At 73.0% G+C, this 17,628-nt stretch carries 17 protein-coding genes and 1 pseudogene; 4 read left to right on the top strand and 14 right to left on the bottom strand.

The genetic code is table 11. The features are described 5' to 3' along the window. Positions 1-40 precede the first annotated feature (40 nt). Entirely contained in the window at positions 41-667 is a 627-nt protein-coding gene (locus tag AB0M27_RS09780; RefSeq protein ID WP_365719772.1) for a TMEM175 family protein, read from the top strand. Here AB0M27_RS09780 and AB0M27_RS09775 read toward each other — a convergent pair. Both AB0M27_RS09775 and AB0M27_RS09770 read right to left on the bottom strand, forming a co-directional pair. Beyond that, positions 615-1,235 carry a 3'-5' exoribonuclease gene (locus tag AB0M27_RS09775; RefSeq protein ID WP_365719770.1) on the bottom strand — a complete coding sequence of 207 codons (621 nt, stop codon included), beginning with the start codon at positions 1,233-1,235 and terminating at the stop codon, positions 615-617. The genes AB0M27_RS09780 and AB0M27_RS09775 overlap by 53 nt on opposite strands. Positions 1,236-1,434: 199 nt before the next feature. After that, a complete protein-coding gene (locus AB0M27_RS09770; RefSeq protein WP_365720155.1) occupies positions 1,435-2,874 on the bottom strand; it encodes an MFS transporter in 1,440 nt (479 codons plus the stop codon). 92 nt (positions 2,875-2,966) lie between these two features. Between AB0M27_RS09770 and AB0M27_RS09765 the strand changes: the two genes are divergently transcribed. Then, positions 2,967-3,368 (top strand): helix-turn-helix domain-containing protein, encoded by a 402-nt coding sequence (locus AB0M27_RS09765; RefSeq protein WP_365719768.1) that lies wholly within the window; start codon positions 2,967-2,969, stop codon positions 3,366-3,368. Between the two features lie 11 nt (positions 3,369-3,379). On the opposite strand, the gene AB0M27_RS09760 is transcribed toward AB0M27_RS09765, so the two are convergent. The 7 genes from AB0M27_RS09760 to AB0M27_RS09730 form a co-directional block, all read right to left on the bottom strand. Further along, positions 3,380-3,802 carry an acyl-CoA thioesterase gene (locus tag AB0M27_RS09760; protein WP_365719766.1) on the bottom strand — a complete coding sequence of 141 codons (423 nt, stop codon included), beginning with the start codon at positions 3,800-3,802 and terminating at the stop codon, positions 3,380-3,382. A 52-nt stretch (positions 3,803-3,854) separates the two neighbouring features. Continuing rightward, positions 3,855-4,493 (bottom strand): hypothetical protein, encoded by a 639-nt coding sequence (locus AB0M27_RS09755; RefSeq protein WP_365719764.1) that lies wholly within the window; start codon positions 4,491-4,493, stop codon positions 3,855-3,857. Between the two features lie 120 nt (positions 4,494-4,613). Further along, positions 4,614-5,213 carry a histidine phosphatase family protein gene (locus tag AB0M27_RS09750; RefSeq protein WP_365719762.1) on the bottom strand — a complete coding sequence of 200 codons (600 nt, stop codon included), beginning with the start codon at positions 5,211-5,213 and terminating at the stop codon, positions 4,614-4,616. Positions 5,214-5,255: 42 nt separating this feature from the next. Continuing rightward, positions 5,256-6,416, bottom strand: a complete 1,161-nt coding sequence (locus AB0M27_RS09745; RefSeq protein WP_365719760.1) for a serine hydrolase domain-containing protein — start codon at positions 6,414-6,416, stop codon at positions 5,256-5,258. Between the two features lie 85 nt (positions 6,417-6,501). Next, the gene (locus AB0M27_RS09740; protein WP_365719758.1) at positions 6,502-7,041 is read right to left on the bottom strand and encodes a DUF4232 domain-containing protein; all 540 of its coding nucleotides are present in this window, start codon (positions 7,039-7,041) and stop codon (positions 6,502-6,504) included. Between the two features lie 28 nt (positions 7,042-7,069). Continuing rightward, positions 7,070-8,845, bottom strand: coding sequence for a trypsin-like serine protease (locus AB0M27_RS09735; protein ID WP_365719756.1), 1,776 nt, complete (start codon positions 8,843-8,845; stop codon positions 7,070-7,072). Positions 8,846-9,122: 277 nt separating this feature from the next. Next, positions 9,123-10,331, bottom strand: coding sequence for a pyridoxal phosphate-dependent aminotransferase (locus AB0M27_RS09730; RefSeq protein ID WP_365719754.1), 1,209 nt, complete (start codon positions 10,329-10,331; stop codon positions 9,123-9,125). Positions 10,332-10,412: 81 nt separating this feature from the next. Between AB0M27_RS09730 and AB0M27_RS09725 the strand changes: the two genes are divergently transcribed. Continuing rightward, positions 10,413-11,039, top strand: coding sequence for a winged helix-turn-helix transcriptional regulator (locus AB0M27_RS09725; protein ID WP_365719752.1), 627 nt, complete (start codon positions 10,413-10,415; stop codon positions 11,037-11,039). A 51-nt stretch (positions 11,040-11,090) separates the two neighbouring features. Here the strand turns inward: AB0M27_RS09725 and AB0M27_RS09720 are convergent, their stop codons facing one another. From AB0M27_RS09720 to AB0M27_RS09710, 3 genes are read right to left on the bottom strand one after another with little or no spacing between them, the layout of a single operon-like run. Then, positions 11,091-11,891: a hypothetical protein gene (locus tag AB0M27_RS09720; RefSeq protein ID WP_365719750.1), complete on the bottom strand. Its 801-nt coding sequence runs from the start codon at positions 11,889-11,891 to the stop codon at positions 11,091-11,093. Further along, positions 11,891-13,153 carry a VWA domain-containing protein gene (locus AB0M27_RS09715; protein WP_365719748.1) on the bottom strand — a complete coding sequence of 421 codons (1,263 nt, stop codon included), beginning with the start codon at positions 13,151-13,153 and terminating at the stop codon, positions 11,891-11,893. Before AB0M27_RS09715 ends, AB0M27_RS09720 begins: the two co-directional genes overlap by 1 nt. 9 nt (positions 13,154-13,162) lie before the next feature. Beyond that, complete coding sequence (locus AB0M27_RS09710) at positions 13,163-14,719, bottom strand: IucA/IucC family protein (RefSeq protein WP_365719746.1); 1,557 nt, start codon at positions 14,717-14,719, stop codon at positions 13,163-13,165. A gap of 85 nt (positions 14,720-14,804) precedes the next feature. Between AB0M27_RS09710 and AB0M27_RS09705 the strand changes: the two genes are divergently transcribed. Continuing rightward, positions 14,805-16,319, top strand: coding sequence for an IucA/IucC family protein (locus tag AB0M27_RS09705; RefSeq protein WP_365719744.1), 1,515 nt, complete (start codon positions 14,805-14,807; stop codon positions 16,317-16,319). Positions 16,320-16,326: 7 nt separating this feature from the next. Here the strand turns inward: AB0M27_RS09705 and AB0M27_RS09700 are convergent, their stop codons facing one another. Continuing rightward, positions 16,327-17,073: a CAP domain-containing protein gene (locus AB0M27_RS09700; RefSeq protein ID WP_365719742.1), complete on the bottom strand. Its 747-nt coding sequence runs from the start codon at positions 17,071-17,073 to the stop codon at positions 16,327-16,329. Positions 17,074-17,456: 383 nt separating this feature from the next. Beyond that, positions 17,457-17,594, bottom strand: a pseudogene (locus AB0M27_RS09695) (M23 family peptidase); the annotation flags it as partial. Positions 17,595-17,628 lie beyond the last annotated feature (34 nt).

Below are 17,628 nucleotides of genomic sequence, written 5' to 3'. Positions count from 1 at the left end.
TCGCCGTGCCCCGCACGGGAGTGTGCGGCACTCTTGGACCATGAACGAGTCCGGCCGGGTCGAGGCCTTCAGCGACGGCGTGTTCGCCATTGCCATCACCCTGCTCATCCTGGAGATCAAGGTCCCCAAGGCGGGTGAACACGGCGGCCTGTGGCACGCGCTGGGCGCGCAGTGGCCGTCGTACGCCGCCTACGCGGTCAGCTTTCTGGTCATCGGCATCATGTGGGTCAACCACCATCAGGTGTTCAGCTATGTCGCCCGGGTGGACCGCACGCTGATGTTCCTCAACCTTCTGCTCCTGATGGTGGTGGCCGCGGTGCCGTGGCCGACGGCCATGCTCGCGGAGTATCTGCGCGAGGACGCCGCCTCGCACGCGGCGGCCGCGGTCTACAGCCTGGTCATGGTCGCCATGGCCCTCGCCTTCCAGGCCCTGTGGTGGCACCTCACCCGCACCGGCCACCTCTTCGACGCGCGCGTCGACACCACGGCGGCCCGGGCGACCCGTGCCCGCTTCGCCCTTGGCTCCCTCGGCTACCCGGTCACGGTGGGCCTGGCCTTCGTCTCGGCCCCGCTCACCCTGGCCGCGCACGGCCTGCTCGCCCTCTACTACGGCTTCAACCAGATCGCGGTACCGACGCACCAGGACCCGGACCCGGCCACGCCATGAGGTTCGCCAGCAGCTCCGCCTGCTCGGTCGCGTCGTCCAGGGCGTGGTGGGTGTGCCGGCGCCGGGACAGCGACTCCCGCGGCATCGTGCCCTTGGCCACCGCCCGCAACGGCAGCCCGGCCTTGGTGGCGTACAGCGTCTTCATGTCCAGGCAGCCGGAGTGCCCGAAGGGACTCTCGCCGGTGAAACGGATCAGATACCAGTACAGGAACGTCCAGTCGTACGACGCCGGATACCCGCACATCACCGGCTGCGTGCCCGCACTCACCTGCCGTACCCAGACGCTGAACTCGGCGAGCGCGGCGCCCGGTTCGGTGCCCTTTGCCATCAACCGGTCCCGGTCCAGGCCGCTCACCGCCAGCGCCTCGGGGACGAACTCGCCGGAGATCGGCCGCGGTTCGCGGTAGAAGGTCCGCTCTTCCGGATCCGCCGGGGTGAAGCCGTCGGCATCCTGCGTGCCGGCCACGGCCGCGCCGATGCTCAGCATGGAGTACGGCCCCGGGATCGGCCCGTCGGCCTCGATGTCGACGGAGATGCAGCGGCTGGGCTTGATGCGTCGTGCGGGCATGGTCCCGCAGCATCGCAGTCACGGCCGCCGCCGCGCATCCCGTTTCAGGCGCGCCACCGCATGCGGGCGGCCACCCGGATTCAGGCGCGCGGGCCCACCTGGCAGCGCGTGGCCGCGGGCGGCCGGCCGGCCCGGACCTTCCGGGAGTGGGCCGAGGACCACAAAAGGCCTTCGGCGCGGGCTGAAGCGCCCGCCGGTGTCACCGGCTCCGCGGCCGCAGCACCGCACCCGCCAGGACCAGTGCGGCCACCGCGATCCCGGTCGCCACCCGGAACGCCAGCCGGTAGCCCTCCGCCGAGGCCGGGATCAGCTCCGCACCCCGGTCGAGCAGAGTGCCGGTGCGGCTCGCCGCCAGCGTGCTCAGCACCGCCAGGCCCAGCGAACCTCCCACCACCTGCGTGGTGTTGAACAGCCCGGACGCCAGACCCGCGTCCTCCTCCCGCGCCCCGGACATCGCGAGCCCGGTCAGGGCCGGCATCGCCGCGGCGAACCCGGCGGAGAGCAGCAGCAGCGGCGGCAGCACGTCCACGGCGTAGGAGGCGCCGACCGGTGCACGGCTCAACAGGGCCATACCGGCGACGATCAGCGCCAGACCGGCGAGCAGCACCCGGTACGGGCCGTACCGGGCGACCGTGCGCGCGGACAGGCCCAGCATCAGCAGACCGATCGCGACCGGCGCCGGAAGGAACGCGGTGCCGGTCGCCAACTCGCCGTAGCCCAGCACCCTCTGCAGATACAGGGCGCCGATGAACTGGAAGCCGTACATCGTGGCGATCATCAGCACCTGCACCGTGTTGGCGCCGGTCAGCAGCCGGGAGCGGAACAGACGGGGCCGCAGCAGCGGGCGGGCCGCCCGGGCCTGGCGCAGGGTGAACGCCGCGAACAGGGCGAGCGCGAGGACCGAGAGCAGTGCGGTGCCGGCCGGGGTGCGGCCACCGGCGCCGACGACGACGTACACCGTGAGCATCAGCGCGCCCGTGACCAGCGCGGCTCCCGGATAGTCGGCGCCCCTGCCGAGCCCGGCGCCGCGCTCCGGCGCGAGCACCCGCACCGCCGCCAGCCAGGCGACCACCCCGATGGGGAGGTTGATCAGGAAGATCCAGTGCCAGTTCAGGGCTTGCGTCAGCGCGCCGCCGAGGAAGGTGCCGAGCGCCCCGCCCGCCGCGCCGACCGCGCTGAACGCCGCGATGGCGCGGGCCTGTTCCCGTGGCTCCGGGAAGAGCGCGACCAGCATGCCGAGGACCACGGCCGACGCCATCGCCCCGCCGGCCCCCTGCAGCGCCCGCGCCGCGATCAGCAGCCCCTGACTCGTGGCCACCCCGGCCAGCACCGAGGCCGCGGTGAAGACGGCCAGCCCGGTGGCGAACATCCGCTTGCGGCCCACCAGGTCGCCGAGCCGGCCCATCAGCAGGAGCAGTCCGCCGAACGCGATCAGATAGGCGTTGACGACCCAGGCAAGACCCGGCCCGCTGAAGCCGAGGTCGTTCTGGACGGCCGGCATCGCCACTGTGACGATGTTGCCGTCGAGGATCGTCATCAGCGTTCCGGCGCACAGCACGGCGAGAGACGTCCAGCGGGAGTACGGTCGTGGGGATGTCACCGGCGTCGGTGACGGGCTGTTCTCGATGACGGCCGACATGGCTACCCCGTTCCTCATGCTCACCTTGGTGCACGACTTGTAACGGGGACTATCGTGAGTGACCATGGAGGCCGGCGTAAGGAGGCAGTCCGATGTCCCGAAGGAACACCGGTGTTACCGTCCAGGCAGTGAACGCGCAGGCCTGCCCGGTCCGCGAAGTTCTTGACAGGGTGGCCGGGAAATGGAGCGTGCAGATCCTCGTCGCCGCCTCGCACGGGCCCATCCGGTTCACCGAACTGGAGCGCGGCATCGAGGGCATCAGCCGCCGGATGCTCACCCTCACCCTGCGCAACCTGGAACGCGACGGACTGGTGACCCGCACGGTGCACCCGACCGTGCCCCCCAAGGTGGAGTACGAACTCACGCCGGTCGCCCACGAGTTGAACGACACCCTGCAGCGGCTGACCGACTGGGCCGAGCGGAACCGCATGTACATCGCCGAGGCGCGGGCGGCCTACGACGTCGAGCACCGGCCCGAGCTGCTCGACGCCTAGGCCGGCGGGGCCTACAGGCCGAACAGGGCGAGGTCCGTCGTCAGCTCCTTGAACACCTCCCGCGGGTCGGCGACCAGCTTGCGCTCCTTGAGATCCAGCAGGCCGCCCACCGCGCTGACCTCGGCCGCCAGGGTGCCGTCGGTCTTGCGTATCTCCTGCGCGATCCGGAAGGTCTTGCCGCCGCCCCACTCGAACGCACAGGTCACGTCGACCTCGTCGCCGGCGAGCAGTTCGCGCCGGAAACGGAGCGTCGTCTCCAGCGCCACCGGCCCCACACCCCGGCCCACCAGCCGGGCCTGGCTGATGCCGGCCGCCTGGAGCAGCGACCAGCGGGCGTGCTCCGCGTAGTTGAGGTACGCGGACTGGTTGAGGTGTCCCTGGGTGTCGGTCTCGTAGCCGCGGACGGTCACACGGACGGAAAACGGTTCGGCCACTGCTTGCCCTTCTCGCATGCGAATATCCGGTCGATCGATCTTGGCATGCCGCTCACACCCGGCGCGGCGAGGCCAGCAGATAGCGCACCCTCGTGCGCGGTTCGGTGTACTCGCCGGACTGCCAGCCCGCGCGCTCCAGCGTGGCCGCGCAGGCCGCCAGGCCCTCCGTGTCCGCCGCGTACACGGCGACCGCCTCCGGCTGCGGGGTCGCCCGCACCCGGTAACCGTCCGCGCTCCCGCTCGCCGGACGGTGCCCGGCCGCCTCCAGGGCCAGCGCCGCCGCCCGCACCAGATGTGTGCGCTCCCAGCCGCACGGCCGGTCCACCGCGCCGTCGGGGTTGGTCATCCGGCGCAGCTCCAGCAGCCCCTGCCAGGCGCTGTGCACCGCACGCAGCCGCGCCGGAGTCTGCGCGGGCGGCTCCTCCTCGCCGCCGACCCGCGCCGCGAACACCCCCGCGTCCGCCGCGGGCTCCGCCGGCTCCGCCTCGGACACCGCTCCCGGGGGCTCCGCGTCCCGTATGCGATGCCCTGCCGGGGTCAGGAAGTGCTCGTGCGGCGGCCTCGGGTGCCGGAAGGCCAGCCCCCGCTTCACCAGCGCCGCCAGCTGCGCCTCCGTACCGCGCAGCCGCCCGGTCACCGGATCGGCGGCCTCGATCACCCGCCGCTGCGCGGCGGTCGGCGGTCGGCTCACGGCGCGCTCCTCCCCGTCTCCTGCCCTGTCCTGGGCCGCCCGTCGGACGGCCCATTCGCAGAGTACGGCCGGGGTCCGACAACGCGGCCGTCGCCCGTGTCCAGGCCCCGTGCCCGGGGCCTACTCCCGCGGCCGGATGTTCCACCCCGCCACCACCGGCCGCTCGTGCTCCGTGCCCAGCCGGCACAGGGTTCCGGTCGCCAGCTGGAACAGGGCCCCGTGCTGGGGCGGGAGGCCGAGGCGGCGGGCGGTGAGGACGCGGAGGAAGTGGCCGTGGGCGATCAGCACGACGACGCCCTCGGTGTTGGCGAGGGCGGCGTCGACCTTGCCCAGCATCCGGTCGGCGCGCTCGCCGACCTGCTCCGGGGTCTCGCCCGGATGCTCCGGCGGCCCCGGTGCGACCCCGTCCGTGAACAGGAACCAGCCCGGCCGGCTCCGCTGGATCTCCACGGTGGTGACGCCCTCGTACCCGCCGTAGTCCCATTCGTGCAGATCGGCATCGACCCGGGCGTCCGGGATCCCGATGAGCTCGGCGGTCTCCCGGGCCCGCTGCAGTGGGCTGACGAACGCGGCCCCGATCCGGTGCGAGCGGATCAGCGGCACCAGCCGCCGCGCCTCCTCCCGCCCGTGCTCGGTGAGGGGTACGTCGGTCCAGCCGGTGTGCCGCCCGGACCGCGACCACTCGGTCTCACCGTGCCGGACGAGAAAGAGGTCACCCACGTCAGCGCCTTCCCGCCTTCCCACTCGCCTGTCAGCACCGTGTCACAGGGCGGCGGCCGCCCGCAGGACGGACTCGGCCAGACGGCCGTTCTCCAGGGCGGCGCCCACACCGGAGGGGAAGGCGAACCGGCGCCGGGTGTAGGCGTAGGCGATGCCGTTCGCCGGGTCGGCGAAGCCCAGCGAGCCGGTCGCGCCGCTGTGCCCGAAGGTGCCGGCGCCGAGGAACGGGTAGAGCGCCGGGGTGTACTCGAAGCCGCGCGCGAAGTGGTCCTCGCTGCCGGTGACCAGGTCCGGCCCGCCCGGCGTGCGCAGCGCGCCGAACAGGGCCGCGGTCGCGGGCGTGAGCAGCGGCGGCCGGCCGTCCACGGTGCTGATGGCGGCGGCGAACATCCCGCCGACCCCGCGCGCGTTGCCCACCCCGCCCGAGGACGTCGGCCCGAGTGCCTTCACCCGGGGGTGATTGCCGAAGGCCACCAGGTCGGTCGGCTCCGGCCCGTGCGCGTTGAAGGCCATGCCCCGGATGCTGTCCGGCGCCGCCGCCCGCTCCTTCAGCAGCGCGGCCTCCTCCGGGGTCGGCACCAGCGGCTGCACGTCCACCCAGCGCGGCTCCGCCTCGGCCGGCATGCCCAGGTAGTAGTCCAGTCCGTACGGCGCCCGGATCCGCTCCTCGTACAGCTCCTGGATGGACCGGCCGGTCACCCGGCGCACCACCTCGCCGGTGAGGGCGCCGATGACGAAGGCGTGGTAGCCCCAGGCGGTACCCGGCTCCCACAGCGGCGTGCGCCGTGCCAGCCGGGCCGCGGTGATCCGGTCGTCGGCCAACTCCTCGATGGTGAAGGGCTGTTCGGCGTCGCTGACGAGTCCGGCCCGGTGCTCCAGCAGCTCGCCCAGCGTCAGCCGCTCCTTGCCGTGGACGCCGAACTCGGGCCAGTAGGCGGCGACTTCACGGTCCAGGCCGAGCACCCCCTCCTGCACCAGCAGGGCGACGACGAGGTGCGCGGCGCCCTTGGCGATGGAGTACAGGGTCGTCAGCGAGTCCCCGTCGATGCCGTCCCCGCCCCACAGGTCCACCACGCGCCGCCCGTGGCGGTACACCACGAGCTGCGCGCCCGGATCGTCCCGCTCCTCGGCGAGCACCGCCGCGAACTCCTCGCGTACGCCCTCGAATCCCTCTGCGACCGTTCCGTGCACGTCGATCGGCATGCGTCGTTCCCCCTGTCCGATGATGGCCAACGGAGATCCTCAACGGACGGCCGCCGCCGGGCATTCCCCGATCCCGTACCGCCGTTCAGCGCACGTGCGGTGTGCGTCGCGGCGCCGCCATCGACACCGTCTCGCCGCAGGCGTCGATCGCGACGGCCCCGCGGTGCGCGTCCGTGACGGGGACGACGGCCGCGCGGGAGTCGTGCGGCGCCCGGACCACCACCTCGCGCTGCCGTACGCACCAGTCGCCCGCGCCGCTCGTGCCACCGGGCGTGTACGTGAGGTCCACGGTGACCGACGCCTTCGCGGGCAGGGCGACGGCGGCAGGGTGCCCGTGCCCGGTGCCCTCGATGCTCTCCGCCTTGCCGTTGTGGATCTCGAGCCCCGGATAGCCGTCGAACACACAGGCTCCCGGACCCTTGTTGACGGCGGTCAGCCGTGCGTGGGCCCGGCCGGTGCCCCGCTCCGTGCCGGGCACGGCCAGCGTCCAGGCCAGCGAGGCGGTACGGCACGGCGGCGCGGCCGTGCCCTCGGCGGTGGTGGTGGTCGTCGTGCCGCAGGCCGTCAGGGTCAGGCCGGCGGTGAGGACGGCGAGGCCGGTGGTCAGCCGGGTCGTCGCGCGCATCGTTCCCCCTGAGGTGTCGTCGCGTCGGTCAGGTGCCGGGCGGGACCAGCGTGTTCTCGGTGCCGAGGGCCTTGGCACCGGTGTCGGCGTAGAGCGAGGTCTCGCCGTCGGACCAGCGCACGACCAGGTCGTTGCCGGTGTGGTCGGCGGTGAGGTCGCCGGTGGTCAAGACCTGGGCGTGCTGCCAGGTGCCGTTCGGGCCGAGCAGCCGGGAGCGGGTGCCGGGCCCGGCGGCCGAGACGCCCGTGCAGCTGTCGAGCGAGCCGTCGGACCAGCGCACGAGCAGGTCAGCGCCGGCCGTGCCCTTGAGGGCCGCACCGGTGAGCAGCGCGGCCTTGGTCCAGGTGCCGTTCGCCGCCAGGATCCGCTTTCCGGTGCCGAAGGAGCCGGAGCGGATCCCGGTGTACAGCATCAGGCTGCCGTCGGACCGGCGCGCCAGCAGATCGGTCGCGCCCCGGGCGCCGTGGAACTGCCCGGCGGTGAGCTGTACGGCGTTCCTCCAGTCGGAGTCGGGCTTCGCCATCTGCACCTCGCGTCCCACTCCCGAGGCGCCGAGGTCCGGATAGAGGGTGACCTCGCCGTCGGACCAGCGCACCAGCAGGCCCGGCCGGGTGCCGCCGAAGGTCCCGCCGGTGATGCTCCGGGCGTGCGTCCAGGTGGAGTTGGCCTGCAGCAGCCGCTTCTCGGCCCCGAACCCGCCCTGTCCGTCCCCGGGATACAGCGTGACCCCGCCGTCGGACCACACGACGAGCAGATCGCCGAGGTGGTCGCCGGTGTAGTCGGCGCAGGCCAGCAGCGCGGCCTTCCGCCAGCGGGCCGCGCCACCGGGCAACTGCAGGCCCTGGTACGGCGGCAGGTCGCTCGGCGGGTCCTGGTTCGCCACCGCGTCGGCGAGGAGGTTCGCGGCGTCGTCGCCGAACGCCGGGGCGTAGCTGATGTAGTCGACGTTCGCGTCGTTGCCGCCGCCGTTGTAGCCGCCGAGGTCGCCGATGACGTGGCCGGTGCGCGCGTCGTCCTTGTAGTCGGTGATCCACGGGCTGCCGGACACGCCGCCGTAGTAGCCGCCGCAGGTCATCGACATCTGCCGGTAGCCGGGGAGTTGCCCGGTCAGCACGGTGCACTTGACGGCGCGCCCGGTGCTGTTGTGCCGGTAGGAGGGGTAGCCGACGACGGTCACGTTCCTGTGCGTGTAGCCGTTCGCGCGGGTGAAGGTCAGTCCGCCGCCGACCGCGTCCTGGAGGCTCTGGCCGCGCTGGTTGGCCGAGACCCGGGCGAACGCGGTGTCCAGGTCCGACGCGGGCTTCTTGGTGGTCGTGGACCCTCTGTCGGGCACATACCGGGGGTCGATGAAGATCCGCTGGATGTGGAAGATGCCGTACGGCTGCCGGTCGGGCCCGGCCCCCTTCACGAAGTTCGGGACGAAGACATAGTCGCCCTTCATGTTCAGCGCGCAGTGGGCCGCCGTGAGGACGATGCTCCGCGCCGGGGTGTCGATCACACTGCCGGTGCAGTGCCAGGTGGTGCCACCGGGCCCGTCCGACCCGAAGAAGGTTCCGATCAGCCGGCTCCCGCCGAACATCGTGCCCTGCGGCCGGCCGGCCGCCGCGACCGGCTGCTCCGGCCCGCTCGGCGTCACCCGCGCCGCGTCCAGCGGCCGGGCGTCCGCCATGCGCTGCGCGGTCCAGAACCGCGCGGCCTGCCGGGCCTCCTGCCCGGCGGCCGGACCCGGCGGCGAAGGCGGCGCCGCCTGCGCGGCCGGCGCCGCGAGCCCGGCCGCCGCCCCGCACACCATGGCCACGGCCACGGCCGTCCAACGTATTCGGTACCCCAACGACACTGCTCCCCCTGGTCTGTCGGAACCGGGCCAGGGGGAACGCCCGTACGGCGCTGGTCAGGCGCGCGGTCGACGTCGTGCAAGACCCCGTGGATCCCCCGGGCACGCCTGCTGCCGGAAGGACAGCAGACCCACGCGATCTTCGCACAGGTCTGCGGCCGTCTTCCCGGACGGCCCGGCACTCCGCATCGAGGCCGTGGATTCCCGCGCCGACACGGTCCGGCGCGAGGGAGTGACGGGGCGACGGTTACTGCCGGTACCCGCCGAGGAAGCGTCCGATCCGGCCGATCGCCGCCTCCAGGTCCTCCGCGTGCGGGAGGGTGAGGATGCGGAAGTGGTCGGGGGAGGGCCAGTTGAAGCCGGTGCCCTGGACCACCTGGATCTTCTCGCGCAGGAGCAGGTCGAGGACGAACTTCTCGTCGTCGTGGATCTTGTGCACCTCGGGGTCGATGCGCGGGAACGCGTACAGCGCGCCCTTGGGCTTCACGCAGGACACGCCGGGGATCTCGTTCAGCTTCTCCCAGGCGATGTTGCGCTGCTCGTACAACCGGCCGCCGGGCAGGGTCAGTTCGCGGATGGACTGGCGGCCGCCGAGCGCGGCCTGGATGGCGTACTGGGCGGGCGCGTTGGCGCACAGACGCATGGAGGCCAGCATGGTCAGGCCCTCCAGATAGTCCCTCGCGTGCTGCTTGGGGCCCGTCACCACCAGCCAGCCGGAGCGGAAACCCGCCACCCGGTACGTCTTCGACAGGCCGCAGAAGGTGAGGACGACCAGGTCGGGGGCGAGGGCGGCGGCCGAGTGGTGGACCGCGTCGTCGTACAGGATCTGGTCGTAGATCTCGTCGGCGAACACCATCAGGCCGTGCCGGCGAGCGAGGTCCAGGATGCCCTCGACGACCTCCTTCGGATACACCGCGCCCGTCGGGTTGTTGGGGTTGATGATGACCACGGCCTTCGTACGGTCCGTGATCTTCGACGCCATGTCGGCCAGGTCCGGGTTCCAGTCGGCCTGTTCGTCGCACAGGTAGTGCACGGCCTTGCCGCCGGCGAGGGTGGTGACGGCGGTCCAGAGCGGGAAGTCCGGCGCCGGGATGAGGATTTCGTCGCCGTCCTCGACCAGTGCCTGTACGGCCATGGAGACCAGCTCCGAGACACCGTTGCCGAGGAACACGTCGTCGACCCCGACCTCCAGGCCCAGGTTCTGATAGCGCTGGGCGACCGCCCGGCGGGCGGAGAGGATGCCGCGGGAGTCGCTGTAGCCGTGCGCCTGCGGCAGCATCCGGATCATGTCCTGGAGGATCTCCTCCGGCGCCTCGAAACCGAAGGCCGCGGGGTTGCCGGTGTTCAGGCGCAGCACGCTGTGCCCCGCCTCCTCCAGCGCGTTGGCGTGCTCGATCACCGGGCCGCGGATCTCGTAACAGACCTCGCTGAGCTTGTTCGACTGCCGGAACTCCATGCGCCCCTCCGGAAACTGGTGTTACTTGGTTTTACCAAGTGGACGCTTGGAAAGTCCAACATCTTGTCTAGACTGCGTCGCATGCCACCTCGCCGAAGCTACGACCAGTACTGCTCCGCAGCCCGCGCCCTCGACCTCGTCGGCGACCGCTGGACCCTGCTGATCGTCCGGGAGCTGCTGGCCGGTCCCCGCCGCTACACGGACCTGCACGCGGACCTGCCCGGCGTGAGCACGGACGTACTCGCCTCCCGGCTGAAGGACATGGAGCGCGACGGCCTCACGACCCGCCGGAGGCTGCCTCCACCCGGGGCGGCCTACGTGTACGAACTCACCGAGCGCGGGCGTGCGTTGCTGCCGGTGCTCCAGGCACTCGGGCGGTGGGGCGAGGCCGAGCTGGGGGAGCGGCGGCCGACCGACGCGGTCCGCGCCCACTGGTTCGCCCTGCCGCTGCTGCGGGGTCTGGAAGGGGAGGGGCTGGTCGAAGTCCGGCTGGAGGAGGGGGACTTCCACCTGTGCGTCGGCACGGAGGAGGGCCAGGTGTACGGTGACGGGCCGGCACCGGGGGAGCCCGACGCCCGCCTCACCGTGGACGCGGCGACCTGCGAGGCGGTCGCCCGGGGGGAGCTGGGCCTGAGGGACGCCGTACGCGACGGGCGGGTGACGGTGACCGGTGACGGCACACTGGCCAAGGCGCTGCGAGAGACGTGAGAACGGAAAAAGCGAAGGCCCGCCGGAGGCGGGCCTTCGCAACACGTCGGCTCACACGTTCGGCGGCACCCGCGACGGCCGACCGGACCCTCGCGTCAACGCATACCCGCCGATACCGGCGAGAGCCGCAAGCGCGCCCCCGATCGCGGTCCACACCCACCGGTCGGACCACCATCCGGAGGACCAGCCGTCGTCGGAGCCGAAGCTGGACAGCACCGCGGTCTTCGAACCGCCCCCGCCGTCCTTCGACTTGACGGCGATGCCGGGAACCAGCGGCTTGCCCAGCGAGCCGTCCGCCGCCGCCGCACCGCCGATGTCCCTGGAGTCGGCGCGGACCTCGACGCCGACCGGTTTGCCCAGGTCGGCGGAGCCGAGGTCCACGACCGTCAGCCGGATGTAGTACGTGCCCGGCAGCGGGTCGTCGGCCCAGGGCTCCGACCACCCGCGCACGGTCCGCAGGACGCAGGCCAGTTCGACGGAGGACGCGCCCTGCTCGGCCGTACGGCTCGCCGCGCCGTACTGGCAGGCCTGCCGGCGCCGCAGTCCGTCGTACACGTCGATCTGCCAGGTCTGCGCCCCGTGCGTGGCGGGCAGCTTCACCGTCGCCCTGACGGTGGGCCGCTGCCCGGTGTCCGCGGGGAACGACCAGTACAGGTAGTCACCCGTCGAACCGGAGGCCGTGGCCTGCTGCCCCTGCTCGATCTCCGTCGCCGTACGGAACGACGTGCCCGCCCGGGTGGGTGCCGTGCCGTCGGCGGAGGCACTGGGAGACGGGGAGGAGTCGGCCGCGGCCGGTCCGGCCGCCATCCCGAGCGCCAGCAGCGTGGCACCCAGCACACGTGTGATCCGCATCAGTTCGTCCTCCAGACCGAGACCCGCCAGCGCGACAGCCAGCCCCACAGCAGACCGGCGACGAAGCCGGCCAGCACCAGGGCGCCCAGCAGCCACCAGCCGCGCCCGAGGCCGAAGGAGGCCACGTCATGGTGCCCCGACGGCCCGTCCACGACATCGACCGTCAGTTCCAGCGGCAGACCCGGCGTGGTCTTCACGCCCGCCGCGGCCGAGAAGGAGCTGGTGACCTGGAGGCACACCGTCTCCGCCATCGCCGTGTCGTCGTCGCTCTCCGGCTTCGGATAGCGCAGACCCGTCGAGATGACGTCCGTACGGCCGTCACCGGCGGCCTCCCCGCGCACGATCTCCCGTCCGCGCACGGTCACCGCCCGCAGCAGCACCCCGTAGTCCGGGTTGACGGCGCGGTCGTCGGCCACGCTCACCGAGGCGCGCAGCTCCTTGCCCGGGTCGACGTCGACCTTGTACCAGCGCTGCTGCCCGAACTCCTCGCGGTCCGTGTACAACCCGGACCTCAGGGTCGGTGCCGTCGCGCACTGCGCGGCACCCTCCGTGGCCACCGGCGTCACCACCGGATCCGCCGCCCGGTCGACCAACTGGCCCACGCGGTCCGACAGTTCCTCCCTGTGCCGCACGTCGGTGTAGGTGCCGCCGGTGGCGTCCGCGATGCAGCTGAGCTGGTCGCGGGTCTTGGCGTCCGGCACCAGGCCGAGCGTGTCGATGGTCAGGCCGATGCCCTTGGCGGCTATCTCGCGGGCCACCTCGCACGGGTCGAGCGGCTGGCAGGTGTCCTCGCCGTCGCTGATCAGCACGATACGGCGGGTGCCGGTTCCGCCGTTCAGGTCGTCCGCCGCCTTCAGCAGCGCGGGGCCGATCGGCGTCCAGCCGGTGGGCTGCAGCGTGGCCACCGCCGTCTTCGCGTCGGTCCGGTTCAGCGGGCCGACCGGGTAGAGCCGCGCGGTGTCCTTGCAGCCCTCCTTGCGGTCGTTGCCGCGGTAGTTGGCGCCCAGCGTGCGGATGCCGAGCTGGACCTCCTGCGGGGTCGCGTCCAGCACCTCGTCGAACGCCTGCTTCGCCGCGGCCATCCGCGAGCCGCCGTCGATGTCCCGCGCCCGCATCGAACCGCTGACGTCCAGCACGAGTTCGACCTTGGGAGCGGCCTGTTCCGTCTCATCGGCGACGGCCCCGCCGGGGAACGCGATCCCGGCCGCCAGGGCGGCGAGCAGAGCACAGACGCCCGCCGCCAGCCGTTGTCTTGTGATCATCGCCGGATCTTATTGATCAGACGGGTCGTGCTCCAAAACGAGCGGGTTCGGCAGGGAGGTCCACTGGTCGCCCCGGGTCCGCGGGGACAGGCGCATCAGGGTCAACGCCTTCGCCGGCAGCGGCCCTTCGCACAGGGCGCGCAGGTCGGGGGTGTCCGGCAGGTCCGGTACGGCGGACGCCAGCGCCGTGCCCAGCGCCGGGCCGGAACCCGCCGTACCGGCCAGGGCGCCGGCCACCAGCGAGCCGAACAGCTTGCGGCGCAGGGCCGTTTCGTCGTCGGTGATCAGACGGCCGGTGAGCGGTGGCGGGGTGATGCCGTGCCGGGTCAGGCGGGCCGGGCTGATCCGGATGTCGGCCAGGTCGCGGTAGACCAGCCGCAGCGGGGTGCCGTCGGCCGACAGGATCACCAGCAGGTTCTGGCCGTGCGCCTCCAGGGCCACGCCGAGGTCGAGGAGGCGCAGTCCCACGGTCAGCGCCAGCCGGGCGAACGCGGCCAGCCACGCGGGGGAGCCGGGCAGGTCGGTCGTGGCGAGCGCGGCCACGGGGACGACCCGCTCGCCCGGACCGGCGTACGCCTCGGGCGACTCCCGCAGCAGCGCGGCCAGGTCGGGGGAGTGGGCCGAGACCGCGGCCGGCGTGCGGGTGACGTGCAGCAGTCCCCCGGAGCGTGCCGCCAGCTCCTCGCCGAGGGCGGACAGGGGCGCGGCGGCCCGGACCGAGTAGGGGGAGATGTCCCGCACGGAGGACGTCAGCCGGGCGCTGAGCGCGGTCTTCACGTGCGGGCCGTCCGGCAGCGCGAGGGTGCGCAGGGAGAGCAGCGGACGGGCCGGGCGCCAGGGGGCGTACGGCCGCTTCAGCACGTGGTCCGCCTGCCACGGGTGCACCGGCACCAGCAGCCGTTCGCCGTCCCGCAGCTCCCGCGGCCAGTCGCCGGTCACCAGGCACCCGTCCGCGGGGACCGCCACCGTCACCAGCTCCACCACCGGCCGGTGTTCCGGGCCGTACGCCAGCTGGTCCGCGACCGAGAAACCGGGCCGGGAACGGCAGCCCGGGTGGAACGGATGCCCGTCGGTCACCCGCTGCTCCCACTCCCAGTCCCTCCCCCAGCCTTCGGCCGGGGGGACCCCCACCGGCCACTCCTTCGGGTGATCCGCGTCGGCCCGCGACAGCGCCAACGAGGCGACGCTGTCGGCCAGTTCGGCCGCGAACGCGGCACCGTGCGGCACCCCCAGGGCGGCCATCAGCCCGGCCGGATCCGCATGGCGCTCCCGGTCCAGGCGGACGCCGGTGACATACGCGCTCGTGGCGTACGGGTCCGCGTGCGGCCCGTACAGCGTCCGGCCGTCGGCGAGCCGCAGCGCCAGGCTGTGCGCGCCGTGCACCCGGCCCGTGACCCACGGCAGCGGTTCATGGGCCAGCGCCCGCCACAGCCGGGTCAGCACCGCGGCGCGGGCACCCGGCAGCTCAGCCGTGAACCGGGGCAGCAGCCCGGGCCGGACGCCGGCCAGCTCCTCGGCGACCTGGGCCTCGGCGACCTGGGCCTCGGCGGCGGGGGGACGGTGCACGGTCGGCTCCTCGGGTACACACGGCACGGAGGACGATTGTCGGCGACGACAGACATACTGGTCGCGACCACCCCGGACGAAACGAATGGATCGCGTGGATTCCTCTCCCTCCTCCGGAGCACCCCCCACCGGATCCGTCGGCCCCCTGGCCGACGCCTACGCGGCCGCGCCCCTGCTGAACTGCCTGCTGCGCGAGGTGGCCGAGCCGCTCGGCCACCCCGGTGACCCGCGGGTCCACCGGCTGCCCAGCGGGCGGCTGCTGCGCGTGCGGGCCGGCCGGCGCCCCGCCGACCCCGAGGTGTGCGCAGCCGGGGCCTGGCACCGCGTCGGCCACTCCGAGCTGGTCAAACTGGTCGCCGAGGAGCTGCGCCGGCACACCGGGCTGCCGGGCGGCGACCTGCCCGCCGAAATGATCGACAGCAGGGACGCGGTCGCGGCCCTGCTCACCGCCCGCGCCCGGACCACGGCGCCCGCGGACCCGTATCTGCGCTCCGAGCAGTCCCTGATCACCGGCCACCCGTACCACCCGGCACCCAAGGCGCGCGGCGGCGGCCCGGTCGCCTCCTGGCTGCCGTACGCCCCCGAGGCGTACGCCCGCTTCCCGCTGGTGCTGCTCGGCGTCCGCGAGGACCAGGTGGCCGAGGAGGGCGACACGAGCGCCCTGGACTCGCTCGGCCCGGTCCCGCCCGGCTACCGGCTGCTGCCGGCCCACCCCTGGCAGCTGGATCTGATGGGCCGCGAGTTGGCGGAGGCCTTCGCCGACGGGCGCCTGCTCCGTCTCGGCACGACCGCCTTCGACACCTGGCCGACGGCGGCGATCCGCACGGTGTACGAGCCCCGGCGCGACCTGTTCCTGAAGTTCAGCCTGGACGTCCGCATCACCAACGACATCCGCCGCCTGTGGCGCCACGACCTGCGCCGACTGCGCCGCACCGACACGGCCGCCCGGCACGCCTTCGCGGCGATGGGTCGGCCCGCGGCCTGGCTGAGCGACCGCGGCTACCGCACGGCCGCGTTCGCCTTCGAGGAGCTCGCCGTCCTGGTCCGCGACGGCCTGCGCGGCCATCTGCTGCCGGGTGCCACCCCGCTGCTCGCCGCCGGCCTCGCCGAGGGCTTCGACGGCAGCCCGCTGGCCACCGCGGCCGACCCGGCGGCCTGGTGGGAGGCCTATCTGCGCCAGGTCGTGCCGCCCGCCCTCACGGCCTTCGACGACCACGGGGTCGTCCTGGAGGCCCATCTGCAGAACACCCTCGTCGCCGTGGACGCGGCCGGCACGCCCGTCCAGGTGCTCTACCGGGACGCCGAGGGAGCCAAGCTGCTGCCGGACGTGCCCCGGGCGGCGGGCTGGCAGCGGCTGGTGTACTGCCTGGTCGTCAACCACCTCACCGAGATCGCCGCCGCCCTCGCCGAACACCGTCCCGGACTCGACCCCTGGCCCGCCGCCCGCCGCGAACTCGCCCGGCACGACCTGCCCGAGATCCCCGCCCTGCTCACCTCGCCCACGCTGCCCGGCAAGACCAACCTGCTGCTGCGCTGGACCGGGGCGGACGGCGCGGACGCCCGCTACCTGCCGCTGCCGAACCCGCTGGCGGGCGGCTGACCCGGGCTCATCGGGCGGTGCCGAAGTCCTGGGTCCAGTAGCTGCCCGGCTGGGCGAGACCGACGCCGATCTCCTTGTACGAGCAGTTGAGGATGTTGGCCCGGTGTCCGGGGCTGTTCATCCAGCCCGCCATGACCTGCTCCGGGGTGGCGTACCCGTAGGCGACGTTCTCGCCGTAGGAGCTCCAGCTGTAGCCTGCCCGCGTGATGCGGTCGCCCGGGGACGAACCGTCGGATCCGGTGTGCGACATGTTCCGGTGGGCCGCCATGTCCGCGCTGTGGTCCTGCGCCGCCTTCGTCAGCTTCGCGTTCACGGTCAGGGGATGGCACCCCACCTTGGCGCGCTCGGCGTTCACGAGCTGCACGACGCGCGCGGTGGCCCCGGACGCGGTGGCCGTGGGCGTGGGCGTGGCCGTGGGCTTGGTGGTGCTGGGGGCAGCCGTCGTCCGGGGCTTGGGGGCCGTGGTGGGCTTCGTGCTGGTGCTCGGGTGAGCGGTGGGGCGGTGCGTGGGCGACGCGGTGGCCCGCGGCGTGCCGGTGTGGTGGTGGGCGTTGCGGTGGTGATGGGGGTGATGCCGGTGACCGTGGTGTTCCGGCTGCCCGGGCGTGCTCGTCGCGGCGACGTCGGCCCGGTCCTTGTTGCCGTACGGCCAGTCGGAACAGGCCAGGGCGACGGACGGCACGCCCACCACTCCCATGGCGACGGCGGCGACGACTATTCGCCGGTAGTGCTGCGTCTTGCGGTGCTTGGCCATTCCCTCAACCTCGCTTGGTGATCGCCGGGCGCTCATTTTCATGAGGGCTTCACAAGGAGCGCAAAGGGAGCTTCTACTAAGACGGCTCGTAGGCGCTGACGCCTCTTGTCAGGTGGCCACAGAGATGCCGGGTTCGCTTCCGCGATGTTTGCAGGTGCCTGGCGCCCTGTCAGGAGAGGTTCGATGGCGATGAATACGGCCACGTGCTGAGCGGACGCCGTGTCGTGGCCCGATGGGCGGTTCCGGTCTGCGGCAAGCCGGACAAATCCCATTTGTCATCGGGGCCGCGCCTACTATGCGGGACGCCTAGTTGCCGAGTCCGCTGTGATGGATGTCACGCTGCCGTGCCTCCGGCGGGCGGTGGCCCGCCGGAGGCACGGTGGTCAGCAGTCGGGGATGACGGTGCCGTTGTTGTCCTTGGCCTCGTCGTTGCCCCAGCGGGTGAGGTAGTAGGCGGAGACGTACTGGCTCGCGGGTCCGGTGTCGGGGTCGGTCTTCAGCCACCAGTGGTTGTAGGTCGTCTCTTCTCCGTCTCGCCGGCCAAGGGCGGGGCGG

The sequence above is a fragment of the Streptomyces sp. NPDC052107 genome (assembly GCF_040680215.1).
In the GTDB taxonomy this organism is placed as follows: domain Bacteria; phylum Actinomycetota; class Actinomycetes; order Streptomycetales; family Streptomycetaceae; genus Streptomyces.
This window is presented reverse-complemented; position numbering and strand designations above follow the sequence as displayed.

Excerpts from the sequence above, each read along its gene's own strand:
- AB0M27_RS09780 (WP_365719772.1), top strand. The coding sequence starts at position 41 with ATGAACGAGTCCGGCCGGGTCGAGGCCTTCAGCGACGGCGTGTTCGCC.
- AB0M27_RS09775 (WP_365719770.1), bottom strand. The coding sequence starts at position 1,235 with ATGCCCGCACGACGCATCAAGCCCAGCCGCTGCATCTCCGTCGACATC.
- AB0M27_RS09770 (WP_365720155.1), bottom strand. The coding sequence starts at position 2,874 with ATGTCGGCCGTCATCGAGAACAGCCCGTCACCGACGCCGGTGACATCC.
- AB0M27_RS09765 (WP_365719768.1), top strand. The coding sequence starts at position 2,967 with ATGTCCCGAAGGAACACCGGTGTTACCGTCCAGGCAGTGAACGCGCAG.
- AB0M27_RS09745 (WP_365719760.1), bottom strand. The coding sequence starts at position 6,416 with ATGCCGATCGACGTGCACGGAACGGTCGCAGAGGGATTCGAGGGCGTA.
- AB0M27_RS09740 (WP_365719758.1), bottom strand. The coding sequence starts at position 7,041 with ATGCGCGCGACGACCCGGCTGACCACCGGCCTCGCCGTCCTCACCGCC.
- AB0M27_RS09730 (WP_365719754.1), bottom strand. The coding sequence starts at position 10,331 with ATGGAGTTCCGGCAGTCGAACAAGCTCAGCGAGGTCTGTTACGAGATC.
- AB0M27_RS09725 (WP_365719752.1), top strand. The coding sequence starts at position 10,413 with ATGCCACCTCGCCGAAGCTACGACCAGTACTGCTCCGCAGCCCGCGCC.
- AB0M27_RS09720 (WP_365719750.1), bottom strand. The coding sequence starts at position 11,891 with ATGCGGATCACACGTGTGCTGGGTGCCACGCTGCTGGCGCTCGGGATG.
- AB0M27_RS09715 (WP_365719748.1), bottom strand. The coding sequence starts at position 13,153 with ATGATCACAAGACAACGGCTGGCGGCGGGCGTCTGTGCTCTGCTCGCC.
- AB0M27_RS09705 (WP_365719744.1), top strand. The coding sequence starts at position 14,805 with ATGGATCGCGTGGATTCCTCTCCCTCCTCCGGAGCACCCCCCACCGGA.
- AB0M27_RS09700 (WP_365719742.1), bottom strand. The coding sequence starts at position 17,073 with ATGGCCAAGCACCGCAAGACGCAGCACTACCGGCGAATAGTCGTCGCC.